An 11,724-nucleotide genomic window follows, 5' to 3' on the forward strand; every position below is an offset into this window, starting at 1 on the left:
GTCCCCGCCATCCTGTCCGGTCGGTGCCGCCGGAGGCCAGCGGATTGCCGGATCCGTCCGCTGCCGGGCTACCCGCGCTCCGGGCGCGCGCCGCGCACCGCGAGGAGCACCGCCCCGGCCGCGTACGCCGTCACGGCCACCACCCACGCAGCCTCCTGCGGCCCCGGCTGCATCGGCCAGGCCCACACCGCCGCCGCGCCGCCCGGGGTGCGGGGCGCCGCCAGGTAGACGGCGCCGCCGTACACCGTCATCGGCAGCCAGCTCAGCCGGGCACCGAGCAGCGCGACGGAGGCCGCGGCCACCCCTGTCGCGCCGAGCACGTTGCGCAGCATGGCCGGTGCGCCGAACGCCTCCGGGTGCCCCGGGACCGCCAGCGCGAGCGCCCCGGCCGCCGCCGCGGTCAGCGCCAGCAGATGCAGCAGCCGGCGCGGCCACCAGCGGCCCACGGCGGTCCGGTCCAGCTCGTCGGAGTGCGCGTGCAGGCCGGTGCCGATCGCGCCGGAGGCGAGCAGCGGGGCCAGCACGACGACCGGGACGCGGGCGGTGTGGTCGAAGTACGGCTGGTCCTGCAGCCAGCGGGCGGCCCATGCGGCGACGAGCGTGATGCAGGCCAGGGTGGCGGCGGTGAGGGGGAGGGCACGGGAACGGATGTAGAGGAGGGGGAGAGCCGCGTGGGCCGGGTGCGTGCTCACAGGGCCGGTACCTCCGCGGGCGCGCAGCTCTTCCGGGTGGCCAGGTAGCGGCCGAGCCAGGCCCTGCGCTCGGCGTCCGGCATGGCCTCCAGACGGGCGACGAGGGGGCGGGCTTCCGGGGCCCAGGTGGAGTTCCCGCCGGCCAGCCAGGTGCGTACGGCGTCGTCCGTGAGATTCGCCCGCTTCGCCCCCTCGCGCTTGCTCCAGTGCGGCACGTTCGAACAGTCGCGCGACGTCAGGCCCAGCGCGGTTTCCGAGGCGTACGCCCGGGGATCGGTCAGCTCGTTCCGTGTGACGCTCCAGCCGCGCGAGACATGGGCCAGGGCGGCTTCGTCGTCCTTCGGGTCGAACTCGGAGCCCACGTACGCGACCGGTGCGCCCGGGACTCCCTCCAGGCGCGAGAACATGCCGGCCAGGGCGGCGGACACGCTGGGCAGCACCGGGGCGTAGGGCGCCGTCACGCAGAGCCGCGGTGTGCCGGGTGCCGGTGCCGAGCAGACCCTGCGTCGCGCGGTCGGGTCGTCCGGCAGCAGGTTCTCGCCCGTCGGCACGATCACCGCCCCCGCCGCGACCGCCAGCGCGAGCGGTACGACGGCCAGCAGACGCCGCCGGGCCGCGTACGCGAGCAGCACGGTGGCGGCGATGCCGCCCGTCCAGGCCAGCAGGACCGGTGCGAACCACCAGACCGGGACCTGCCCGTTCAGCGCGTACTGCTCGGCGGGACTCAGGAACCGGGCGCGCGATTCCACATAACCCGGGGCCCCCAGGAGTACGTAGAGAACGGCTGCGAGCACCGGGGCGGTCAGCCGCCACCGCACCAGCCGCCCGACCACGAAGCCGATGGAGCCGAGGGACAGCAGGAGACCGAGATCCGTGACGGCGATCGAGAGGGACGGCCCGCCCGCCCCGGCGTACGGAGCCGTCGCCGCGAACGCCACGGCCAGCGCGAGCAGATACCCGGCCGCCGCCCACAGCACGATCGGCGTCGCGGCCACCATCACCTGCGCCGCCCGGCTGCGCGGGACCGAGAGCAGCAGCTCGGCGGTGCGCCGGCGGTGCTCCCGGCCGCCCTGCCAGCAGGCGGCCGCGGCGACGAGCGGGCCGCCGAGCAGCGCCGCCGCCGCGTGCAGTTGGGTCTGCGTCTCGCCCCAGCTTCCCTGCCACTGGGCCGCCTTGCTCCAGAGCGGGACGAGGAGGGTGAGGGCGACGGCGAGGCCCGTCCAGGGGGCGATCCCGCGCCGGAGTTCGGTCCGCGGGGCGGTGCGCAGGGCCGCGCGGGCCGGGCGCTTGCGGGGCGGGGTCTTCCCGGGTGAGGTCCTCGGGGGCGAGGTCCTTCCGGGCATGGCGGAGGTCGTCATCGGTTCGCCACCGCCGCCCGGTGCGCCCGCAGCGCGCAGGTGTAACCGCGCTCGATCGGATTGCCGTCCGGCGGCTCCGCCCCGCCGTCCCCGGTGCCGCCGAGTTCGGTCAGCTCCCGCGTCGTGCCCCGGTACGCGATCCGGCCCGCCTCGATCAGCGTGACATCGGCGCAGGCCGCGGCGACGTCCTCGACCAGGTGGGTCGAGACGATCACGGTGGTGGTGCGGCCCAGCTCCCGTATCAGCGCCCGGAACTCGACCCGCTGTTCCGGGTCCAGGCCGGCGGTCGGCTCGTCGAGCAGCAGCAGGTCCGGATCGTTGACGATCGCCTGGGCGATGCCGACACGCCGCACCATGCCGCCCGACAGGGTCTTCACCCGGGCGTCGATCCGGTCCGCCAGGCCCACCCGGTCCACCGCGCGTTCCACGGCCGCCGGGACCGCCGACGCGTCCATCTCCTTGAGCCAGGCCACGTAGGAGACGAACTCGCGGACCGTGAAGCCCGGGTAGTAACCGAACTCCTGCGGCAGATAGCCGAGCCTGCGCCGGACCGCCGCCCGGCCGCGGTGGTCCGACCCGGCGCCGACTTCCTCGCCGAGCAGCTCCACCCGGCCGCCGGACGGCGCCGCGACGGTGGCGAGCACCCGGATCAGCGAGGTCTTGCCCGCGCCGTTCGGTCCGAGCAGCCCGTGCACGCCGGGCGCGAGGTCGAGATCGACGGCGTCCAGCGCGGTCGTCCTGCGGTGCCGGAAGGTCAGCGCCCTGACCTCGACCGTGTTCATGGCCTCGGTGCCGCTCATGCTGTCACGCTCACAACTTCTCCAGGTGGTCGAATGATCTACGGCGTACGGCGAGCAGCGCGGCGCACATCAGCGCGCCCGCCGCCCAGCCGGCCTGTGCGGCGGGCCCGGCGAAGTACCGTGCGGCCTCGGCCGCCGCCCCCGCGGTCGCCGGGCGGGACATGGCGAAGACGGGCAGGACGACCGCGGCCGCCCAGGTCACGGCGATGGACGTGGCCCCGGTGCGGCAGCCGACGTACGAACCGAGGGCGAGCGCCGCCAGCGTCATCGCGAGCCCCGGCAGCAGCCAGGCCGCCGCACCGGGCCACCCGGCGGACGGGGGCAGCGCCGCCCCGGCGAGGGTGAGCGCCGGGATGCTCACGGCGAGCACCGCGGCGGTTCTGGTCAGCAGCAGCCGCAGCCCGCCGGACGGGGTGGCAGCGGTGATCTCGTGCATCGGGTCCGCGTGCCGGCCGTAGGAGAGGGCGACCCCGGCCAGCGGCAGCACCGGCGCGACGACGAGGAGCAGCGGGCGGACGGCATCGCCGGCCCCGGCCCCGTACGCCAGCGCGAGGGCCCCGACGGCCACCAGCACCAGAGCCGCCAGCCACGGAGCGCGCAGCGCGGGCCCGGCGGCCCACAGCAACCGCCCGGCGCGGGTCGCGGCCCCGGGGGAGCGGCGCCGGGCGCTGCGGGCGGGCCCCCTCGCGGGCGCCCCCTCGGCCGTCACCGCGGCCAGCACCCCCGCGCGTACCGTGTCCAGCGCCGCACCCGCCTGCGGCCGGGCCCGCACCGCCGCCGAGATCCGCGCCGCGCACCCCCCGCACGCCTCCACGTGCTTCTCCACGGACCACGCGTCGGTCTCCGCCATCGAACCGGCGGCGTACCGCCCGGCCAGCTCCGCGCTCACATGCCACCGGGGCATGCCGTCGCCTCCCCTCCTGGTCACGCCGTTCCTCCCAGCGGTCCGGGCTCCGGAACCGACAGCTCCAGCGCGGCGCGCAGCTCGCGCCTGGCCCGCATCGCCCGGGTCTTGACCGTGCCCTCGGGTATGCCGAGGAGCCGCGCCGTCTCGCGGGTCGTCAGCCCGTCGATGACCGTGGCGCGCAGGACCTCCCGCAGCTCGGGCGAGATCCGGTCGAGCGCGGCGCCCACATCCCCGTACTCCAGCCCGGCGAGCACCCGTTCCTCGGCGGACGGCACGGTGGCGGCCCACTCGTTGGTCCCGGTCCGCTCGGCCCGGGCGGCGAGACGGGTACGGGCGTCGGCCCGCTGCGCGTCCACCAGCCGGCGCGAGGCGATCACCCACAGCCAGCCGCCGACCCGGAAGCCGCGGTGCGAACCGGCGGAGCGCCAGACCGTGACAAAGGTGTCCTGAAGCACCTCCCGTACCGTCTCGGCATCCGCGCACCGCCTGCCCAGCCGGGCCAGCAGCCAGCCGGCATGCCGGTCGTAGAGCGTCGCCAGGGCCTCCGTGTCTCCCTGTGCGACGGCACGCAGCAGGGCGTGGTCGTCGTCCGGGTCCTCCCCCGAGGGGCGCAACAGCTTCACACCCCTCTATCGGGCCACGGATCCGAGCCGGTTCACGGACGGCGTGTGTGGCTCACGCCACAGGCGGTCTGAGGGAGGATCACCGAGGGTGAAACGTTGCCTCGGGGGGCTTGTCATGGAAAGGGACCTTGCGAGGTGCATCAGCGTACGGACAGGGCGGTCCACGAAGAACCCCGCGAGGCTCCGCTGCTCGACGTCGTCCCGTGCCAGAACCGCGCGGCCGCCGTCCCGTGCCGGGACCGTACGGGCGGCCCCGCGGCCCCGCCGAATCCGGTCCACAGGTCCTACCGGTGGCCGCGGCTGCTCCCGACACCCACCGGAACCCCTTTCACCTTCGGCTACCTGCTGGTGCTGGTCGCCACGTCCCTCTTCATGGAGTACGCCGATCCCGGCACCGTCGCCGCCGTGCTGCGCGAATCGAGCACGGACGTCGCACACCTCGGCGAGACCCCGCTGCTCGTCCTGGTCGCCAGCGCCCTGTGGGTCGTCGGCGGGCTCACCTCCCCGTACGTCGTCGCCTTCGCCCTCGTACTGACCGCGCTGGAACGCCGCATCGGGGGGTGGCGGACCGCCGGGGTGTTCGTGCTCGGCCATGTCGTGGCCACGCTCGCCACGGAGATCCCGGTCGGGCTCTCCGTGGTCGCCGGGCATCTGCCGGAGTCGTCCCTGCACCGCCTCGACTACGGCATCAGCTTCGGGCTGATGGCGAGCGTGGGCGCGCTGAGCGGGCTGTTCACCCCGCTGCTGCGGGTGCTGGTGCTCGGCGGGGTGGGCGTGATGCTGGCACGGGACCTGGTCGAACTGAGCAACCCGCTCACCAACTGGGGCCATCCGCTGGCGCTGCTGCTCGGAGTGGCCTGCTGGCCGCTGCTGCGCCGGGCCGGTGCGGCCAAGGGAGCGGTCAGGGGCGTGGCGCCTTCGCGCCGTGCACCGTGAGGTACTCGGCCGCCGGCCAGGGTGCCAGGTCGTCGATGAGCATCGCGACGACGGCCGGGTCGGCGCAGGGGGCGCGGCCGGCGCGTGCGGCCGGCCGCAGCTGCTCGGTCCGCTCCGGGTGGTCGGGGTAGTAGCGGGCGAACACCTCGGCGGACTCGGCGAGGTCGCTGGTCCAGCCGCGCCGGCGCGGCATGACCAGGGTGAAGCCGGACCGTACGAGCCGTCGCGCCACGCCGCGTACCAGGCGTCGGCGTCAGGCCTCCGTGGTGGCTCCGGCGGCCCTTCGCCGCCATCGCCGTTTCACGAGAGCGATCGGATGATCGCTCAGAGCGAACACTCCCCGGGGAACAATGAGCGGCTCAGGAGCATTGAGTCTGCATAGCTCAACTTGACTGCCGAAGGGGAGATCATGGCTACCGATTCCGATGCGGTCACTCCGCTCGCCCTGCCCGTGCTGCCGCTCGACGACGAGGTCGTGCTGCCCGGGATGGTGGTGCCTCTGGACCTGTCCGACACCGATGTACGTGCCGCCGTCGAGGCCGCACAGGCCGCGGCCCGGGACGGCGGCGGCAAACCCGAGGTGCTGCTGGTGCCGCGGATCGACGGGACGTACACCGGGACCGGTGTCATCGGCACCGTCGAGCAGGTCGGACGGCTTTCGGACGGGGATCCGGGCGCGCTGATCCGCGGCCGGGGCCGGGTGCGGATCGGGGCCGGGACCAGCGGGCCGGGCGGGGCGCTCTGGGTGGAGGGGACCCGGATCGACGCGGTCGTCCCCGACCCGCTTCCCGGAGCCGCCGCCGAGCTGGTCAAGGAGTACAAGGCGCTCGCCACCAGCTGGCTGAAGAAGCGCGGCGCCTGGCAGGTCGTGGACCGGGTCCAGCAGATCGAGGACATCTCCGCGCTCGCCGACAATTCCGGTTACTCGCCCTTCCTCACCACCGCCCAGAAGGTGCGGCTCCTGGAGACCGCGGACCCGGTCGCCCGGCTGAAGCTCGCCATCCAGTGGCTCGGCGAACACCTCGCCGAGCAGGACGTCGCCGAATCCATCGCCAAGGACGTCCAGGAGGGCGTCGACAAGCAGCAGCGCGAGTTCCTGCTGCGGCGCCAGCTCGAAGCCGTGCGCAAGGAGCTCTCCGAGCTCAACGGTGATCCGGAGGACGAGTCCGACGACTACCGGGCCCGCGTCGAGGCCGCCGACCTTCCCGAGCACGTCCGCGAGGCCGCGCTCAAGGAGGTCGACAAGCTGGAGCGCTCCTCCGACCAGAGCCCCGAGGGCTCCTGGATCCGGACCTGGCTCGACACCGTCCTCGAACTGCCGTGGACCGAGCGGACCGAGGACGCCTACGACATCCGGGGCGCCCAGGAGATCCTCGATGCCGAGCACGCGGGGCTCCAGGACGTGAAGGAGCGCATCACCGAGTACCTCGCCGTCCGCAAGCGGCGCTGCGACCGCGGCCTGGGGGTCGTCGGCGGGCGGCGCGGCGGTGCCGTGCTGGCGCTGGTGGGGCCTCCGGGCGTGGGAAAGACCTCGCTCGGCGAGTCCGTCGCACACGCCATGGGCCGCAAGTTCGTCCGCGTCGCGCTCGGCGGTGTGCGGGACGAGGCGGAGATCCGGGGCCACCGGCGTACGTACGTGGGCGCCCTCCCCGGACGGATCGTGCGGGCCATCAAGGAGGCCGGCTCGATGAACCCGGTCGTCCTGCTCGACGAGATCGACAAGGTCGGCTCCGACTTCCGGGGCGACCCGGCCGCCGCCCTGCTCGAAGTCCTCGACCCGGCGCAGAACCACACCTTCCGCGACCACTACCTGGAGGTCGAACTCGACCTCAGCGATGTCGTCTTCCTGGCCACGGCCAATGTGCTCGAAGCGATCCCGGAGGCCCTGCTCGACCGCATGGAGCTGGTCCGGCTGGACGGCTACACCGAGGACGAGAAGGTCGTCATCGCCCGGGACCACCTGCTCCCGCGCCAGCTGGAGCGGGCCGGTCTGGAGAAGGACGAGGTGACGCTCGACGAGTCCGCGCTGCGCAAGCTGGCCGGCGAGTACACCCGTGAAGCGGGCGTACGCAATCTGGAGCGGGCCGTCGCCCGGCTGCTCCGCAAGGTCGCGGCCCAGCACGAACTGGGCGACCGGGAGCTTCCGTTCACGGTCACCGAAGCGGATCTGCGCGCTCTGATCGGGCGTCCGCACCACGTTCCCGAGTCCGCCCAGGACCCGGCCGAGCGCCGTACGTCGGTGCCCGGTGTGGCCACCGGACTCGCGGTGACCGGCGCGGGCGGCGACGTGCTGTTCGTGGAGGCGTCACTGGCCGACCCGGAGACCGGGGCGTCCGGACTGACCCTCACCGGTCAGCTCGGCGACGTCATGAAGGAGTCCGCGCAGATCGCGCTGAGCTTCCTGCGGTCGCACGGTGCGGAGCTGGAGCTGCCGGTCGCGGACCTGAAGGACCGCGGCGTGCACATCCACTTCCCGGCGGGCGCGGTCCCGAAGGACGGCCCGAGCGCCGGCATCACCATGACGACGGCGCTGGCGTCGCTGCTCTCCGGACGGCTGGTCCGTACGGACGTGGCGATGACCGGTGAGGTCTCGCTGACCGGACGGGTGCTGCCGATCGGCGGCCTGAAGCAGAAGCTGCTGGCCGCGCACCGGGCCGGGATCACCACCGTGGTGATCCCGAAGCGGAACGAGGCCGACCTCGACGACGTCCCCGCCGAGGTCCTGGACACGCTGGAGGTCCACCCGGTGACCGATGTCCGCCAGGTCCTGGAGATCGCCCTGGCCCCGGCCGCCGCGGCAAGGCCCGAGGAGAGGATCCCGGCGGCCGCCTAGGGGTTTCCGTTCGGATCACGCCGCCCCCCGAGGCCGGCATGGTCCGAACGGGACGCCCCGGGCCGGGTCCGTGAAGTCCCGCCCGCCCGGCAACGGGTGGGCGGGACCTTCCGTGTCCGCGTGTTCCGTGCCCGGCTCAGGGGCGGTAGATGGTCCCCGGGACCGGCTCGGCGGGCGCCATCAGCTGCGGGACGGTGACGAAGGTGTAGCCCTGCTTCTTCAGCTCGTCGATGATGCCCGGCACCGCGGGCACCGTGCCCTTGTAGATGTCGTGCAGCAGGATGACGCCGTCCTTGCTCGCCTGGTCCAGGATGCGCTTCTTGATCAGCGCCGAGTCGGTCGTGGAGTAGTCCTTCGCGGTGGCGCTCCACAGGATCTGGGAGAGCCCCAGGTCGCGGCTGATGTCCGAGACGGTGTCGTCGGTGCGGCCCTGCGGCGGGCGCATGAGGCGCGGCTTCTTGCCGGTTATCTCCGCTATCGCGTCCTGCGTCTTCTTCAGCTCGGCGCGTATGTCGGCCGGCTTGCGGTCCGTCAGGACCTGGTGCGTCCAGGTGTGGTTGGCCACCTCGTGCCCCTCGGCGGCGATCCTGCGCACGGTGTCGGGGTGCTTCTTGACGTGGTTCTTGCCCAGCAGGAAGAAGGTCGCGTGCACCTTCTTCTCCTTGAGGATGTCCAGCAGGTGCGGGGTGTCCTCGCCCGGTCCCGCGTCGAAGGTCAGCGCTATGCACTTCGCCTTGCGGCAGTCCACCGGACCGAAGGAGCCCTTGGCGTCGGAGCCCGCGTCACCGCGCGCCGAGGCGGGCGCGGTGGTCTGCATGGAGCAGCCGCTCAGCGTCAGGGTGAGCGCCGTCACAAGGGCGGCGGCCAACCCCGTACCGATCGACTTCGTCTTCATGGACAAGGCGGGTCACTCCTCCGTAGCTGTACAGGGCGCACGATGTGCGGCAGAGAAGGACTATACATAGGGCGTATACACCTGATGTATAGGGGGTCCGCTGTCGGTCCGGAGAGTGAAGAACCCCTGGTCGGAGGCGTGGAACGAGCAGAGCCCCGGGGATCTTCCGATCACCGGGGCTCTGCTGCGCGGAGCGGTGGGGCCGCGAGGGCGCGGTGGGCCGGCTCAGCCGTTGGCGAGGGCCTGCACGCGGTCGAGGGCGCCGTTGAAGCGGTCGTGGTCGCCGACCGTGGGGCCGGACGAGGTGTACTGCCATATCGTGTAGAAGCCCCAGCCGGCCGGGAGCTCGCCGACCGTGGAGGCGTAACGCGCCACCCACAGCGGGTTGGTGGCGCCGAAGCTCGCGTTGTTGCCGGTGCAGGTCTGCCACCAGCTGGTAGCGGTGTAGATGACCGCGTCGCGTCCGGTGCGCGCCTTGTACGTGTTCACGAAGTCGCGGATCCAGGAGACCATGCCGGCCTGGCTCAGGCCGTAGCACTGGTCGCCGTACGGGTTCCACTCGATGTCGAGCACGCCGGGCAGCGTCTTGCCGTCCCGCGACCAGCCTCCCCCGTTGTCCACGAAGTAGTTGGCCTGGGTGGCGCCGCTCGTGGTGTTCGGGGTGGCGAAGTGGTACGAGCCCCGGATCATGCCCACGTTGTACGAGCCGTTGTACTGCTGCGCGAAGTACTCGTTCTTGTAGTACGTGCCCTCGGTGGCCTTGGTGTAGGCCCACTTCACACCGCTGTTCCAGAGCGTCGACCAGGCGACGTTGCCCTGGTGGCCGGAGACGTCGACGCCTTCGGTCTGGACGGCGCGGGTGTCCCGCGGCAGTCCGTCCTGGCCGTCGTGGGCGATGACGCCCATGCCCATCGTGGCCGTGCCGCGGGCGGGCTTCTTGGCAGCCGCGTCATGGGTGCCGGCCGCGCTGGCCGCGCCGGGCAGGGTGAGCAGCAGGGAGAGGGCTGCGAGCAGGGTTCCGGCCGCCGCGAAGCGCGAGCGGCGGGACGTCTTGGACGTGGATCTGAGCACCGGCATGGGGAGTGCCTCCGAGGACGTGGTGGGGGGACGTGCTGATCCCAGGGGGGCGTGGGCGCACCCCTGCAGACATGTAATGGTGTGAACATGCCATGCATGACGCTACGCACGTAGACCCGTGCTGCGGAAGGGGGCCTGGTCGCCGCCGTTGGTCTACGCCTACGAAATACTGGCGGAGCTGCGGTGATGACCAGCGGCGAAAGAAATTTTCAGCGACAGGAAAGCTCACGAGGGGTGTTGACGTGCACGGGAGCGAAAGCGGTAGTGAACCCGGCGCGACCGGGGGGAGTGGTGTGGACCACGCATTCCTCGCCCTGGAGCGGGAGTTGGCCGTCTTTCTGCGCCGCGCGCGGGCGAACTCGGGGGAGATGGCGCGTGAGGTCCACCCGGAACTGGAGGCCGCCGCGTACGGACTTCTCGTCCGGCTGGAATCGGCCGGGCAGCAGCGGGCCACCGATCTCGCGGCCTACTTCGGGGTGGGCAAGGCGACCATGAGCCGTCAACTGCGCGCCCTGGAAGATCTCGGACTGGTGGCCCGTGAACCCGATCCGGCCGACGGCCGGGCCTTTCTCGTCCACCTCACCGCCGAGGGGCTGGACCGCTACCGCAGTGTGCGCGACGCCCGCCGTGAGCGCTATGTCCGCAAGCTCGACGACTGGGACCGGGCCGAGGTGGCCGAACTGGCCCGGCTGCTGCACCACTTGAACGCGCGCGCCGAGGACTGACGCGCGCCGGGCACGCCTTCCGGCGCGCCGTCACAGCACCGCGTACACGGCCGTCGCGTCGTCGTGGGTCTTCCCGCGAAGCAGCCGCCTGTGCCCGGTGTCCCCGTCCTCCAGGGCCCTGACGCGGTCGATCAGCCCCTGCGTCCCCTCCTTGTGGAGAACGCCGAGGCAGTCCGCCCAGTCGCCCTCGTGGAACATCTCGGTCCAGCGGGCCGCCCCGTCGGTCAGCGCGGCGATCGCCCGCACCCGGTCGATCGGGGTGCGCCCGGTGACCGCGCGGGACGCCACGGACGGATCGGCGGCGGCGGTGAAGAAGCCGCCCTCCTTGTTCCGTGCCCGGGCGTCGGCGACCGCCTCGCTGCTCAGCGTGCCGGGCGGCAGCCGGTCGAGCCGGTCGTCGAGCAGGGGGCGCACACTTCCGTCGTGCGCCTCGAACAGCAGTACGGAATCGGAGAGCACCAGATACTCGATCTCGCGCTCGTCCCAGCGGGCCATGACGACCGTCGCCTGCGGTGTGCGGACGTGAGAAAGGTCACACAGGGGGCGGTGTGTGTCGGCGGTGCGTCGGATGGACACTGCCAGGATCTCCTGGAGGGTCAGATCCGGCCGCGAACCGGACAGTTCGACCAGGGCGCCGCCCAGTCGGGCGGTGAACCAGGGGACCGAGTGCACACAACCGTCCCCGCCCCGCGGCGGCGTCACCCCGTCGAGCAGGATCACGGCTCCACCCTGGCCGGAAGCGGGAAGCGCGGTGGCGGCCCAATCCTCGTTCGGGCGTTCCGGGCTGCCGGCGGCGGTGGCCAGTTCGATGCGCATACGGCCAGTCTGCACGACGCCTTCACGAGCCCTGCACCTGGCGCGGATTGGCCTGTACCAGC

The 11,724-nt window shown here is 72.9% G+C and carries 12 protein-coding genes; 3 read left to right on the forward strand and 9 right to left on the reverse strand.

All coding sequences use genetic code 11. The annotated features are described in order from the left end of the window. Positions 1–68: 68 nt before the first annotated feature. The 5 genes from ACWCPY_RS15430 to ACWCPY_RS15450 are packed head-to-tail and all read right to left on the reverse strand — an operon-like array spanning position 69 to position 4,380. The gene (locus ACWCPY_RS15430) at positions 69–692 is read right to left on the reverse strand and encodes a hypothetical protein (protein ID WP_451265087.1); all 624 of its coding nucleotides are present in this window, start codon (positions 690–692) and stop codon (positions 69–71) included. After that, positions 689–2,035, reverse strand: a complete 1,347-nt coding sequence (locus ACWCPY_RS15435) for a hypothetical protein (RefSeq protein ID WP_451265089.1) — start codon at positions 2,033–2,035, stop codon at positions 689–691. Before ACWCPY_RS15435 ends, ACWCPY_RS15430 begins: the two co-directional genes overlap by 4 nt. 11 nt (positions 2,036–2,046) lie before the next feature. Beyond that, positions 2,047–2,850 (reverse strand): ABC transporter ATP-binding protein, encoded by an 804-nt coding sequence (locus tag ACWCPY_RS15440; RefSeq protein ID WP_451265091.1) that lies wholly within the window; start codon positions 2,848–2,850, stop codon positions 2,047–2,049. 10 nt (positions 2,851–2,860) lie between these two features. Continuing rightward, the gene (locus ACWCPY_RS15445) at positions 2,861–3,754 is read right to left on the reverse strand and encodes a zf-HC2 domain-containing protein (RefSeq protein ID WP_451265227.1); all 894 of its coding nucleotides are present in this window, start codon (positions 3,752–3,754) and stop codon (positions 2,861–2,863) included. A 20-nt stretch (positions 3,755–3,774) separates the two neighbouring features. Next, positions 3,775–4,380 carry an RNA polymerase sigma factor gene (locus ACWCPY_RS15450; protein WP_451265093.1) on the reverse strand — a complete coding sequence of 202 codons (606 nt, stop codon included), beginning with the start codon at positions 4,378–4,380 and terminating at the stop codon, positions 3,775–3,777. 135 nt (positions 4,381–4,515) lie between these two features. Between ACWCPY_RS15450 and ACWCPY_RS15455 the strand changes: the two genes are divergently transcribed. Beyond that, positions 4,516–5,316 carry a rhomboid-like protein gene (locus tag ACWCPY_RS15455; RefSeq protein ID WP_451265095.1) on the forward strand — a complete coding sequence of 267 codons (801 nt, stop codon included), beginning with the start codon at positions 4,516–4,518 and terminating at the stop codon, positions 5,314–5,316. On the opposite strand, the gene ACWCPY_RS15460 is transcribed toward ACWCPY_RS15455, so the two are convergent. Beyond that, on the reverse strand, positions 5,282–5,548 hold the full coding sequence (locus ACWCPY_RS15460; protein WP_451265097.1) for a hypothetical protein: 267 nt from the start codon (positions 5,546–5,548) through the stop codon (positions 5,282–5,284). The two genes, ACWCPY_RS15455 and ACWCPY_RS15460, sit on opposite strands and share 35 nt — an antisense overlap. Before the next feature lie 177 nt (positions 5,549–5,725). Here ACWCPY_RS15460 and lon point away from each other — a divergent pair, with 177 nt between their 5' ends. Then, entirely contained in the window at positions 5,726–8,149 is a 2,424-nt protein-coding gene (gene lon, locus ACWCPY_RS15465) for an endopeptidase La (RefSeq protein WP_451265099.1), read from the forward strand. A gap of 136 nt (positions 8,150–8,285) precedes the next feature. Here lon and ACWCPY_RS15470 read toward each other — a convergent pair whose 3' ends face one another. Further along, complete coding sequence (locus ACWCPY_RS15470) at positions 8,286–9,044, reverse strand: polysaccharide deacetylase family protein (protein WP_451265229.1); 759 nt, start codon at positions 9,042–9,044, stop codon at positions 8,286–8,288. 225 nt (positions 9,045–9,269) lie between these two features. Beyond that, positions 9,270–10,121, reverse strand: coding sequence for a lysozyme (locus ACWCPY_RS15475; RefSeq protein ID WP_451265101.1), 852 nt, complete (start codon positions 10,119–10,121; stop codon positions 9,270–9,272). A gap of 242 nt (positions 10,122–10,363) precedes the next feature. Here ACWCPY_RS15475 and ACWCPY_RS15480 point away from each other — a divergent pair, with 242 nt between their 5' ends. Beyond that, on the forward strand, positions 10,364–10,846 hold the full coding sequence (locus ACWCPY_RS15480) for a MarR family winged helix-turn-helix transcriptional regulator (protein WP_362438020.1): 483 nt from the start codon (positions 10,364–10,366) through the stop codon (positions 10,844–10,846). A 30-nt stretch (positions 10,847–10,876) separates the two neighbouring features. Here the strand turns inward: ACWCPY_RS15480 and ACWCPY_RS15485 are convergent, their stop codons facing one another. Beyond that, complete coding sequence (locus ACWCPY_RS15485; RefSeq protein ID WP_451265103.1) at positions 10,877–11,662, reverse strand: hypothetical protein; 786 nt, start codon at positions 11,660–11,662, stop codon at positions 10,877–10,879. Between the last annotated feature and the right edge of the window lie 62 nt (positions 11,663–11,724).

The sequence above is a fragment of the Streptomyces sp. NPDC002403 genome (genome assembly GCF_053593015.1).

Bases quoted from the DNA above. Each gene is read 5' to 3' on its own strand.
- ACWCPY_RS15435 (WP_451265089.1), bottom strand. From the start codon at position 2,035: ATGCCCGGAAGGACCTCGCCCCCGAGGACCTCACCCGGGAAGACCCCG.
- ACWCPY_RS15440 (WP_451265091.1), bottom strand. From the start codon at position 2,850: ATGAGCGGCACCGAGGCCATGAACACGGTCGAGGTCAGGGCGCTGACC.
- ACWCPY_RS15445 (WP_451265227.1), bottom strand. From the start codon at position 3,754: ATGCCCCGGTGGCATGTGAGCGCGGAGCTGGCCGGGCGGTACGCCGCC.
- lon (WP_451265099.1), top strand. From the start codon at position 5,726: ATGGCTACCGATTCCGATGCGGTCACTCCGCTCGCCCTGCCCGTGCTG.
- ACWCPY_RS15470 (WP_451265229.1), bottom strand. From the start codon at position 9,044: ATGAAGACGAAGTCGATCGGTACGGGGTTGGCCGCCGCCCTTGTGACG.
- ACWCPY_RS15475 (WP_451265101.1), bottom strand. From the start codon at position 10,121: ATGCCGGTGCTCAGATCCACGTCCAAGACGTCCCGCCGCTCGCGCTTC.
- ACWCPY_RS15485 (WP_451265103.1), bottom strand. From the start codon at position 11,662: ATGCGCATCGAACTGGCCACCGCCGCCGGCAGCCCGGAACGCCCGAAC.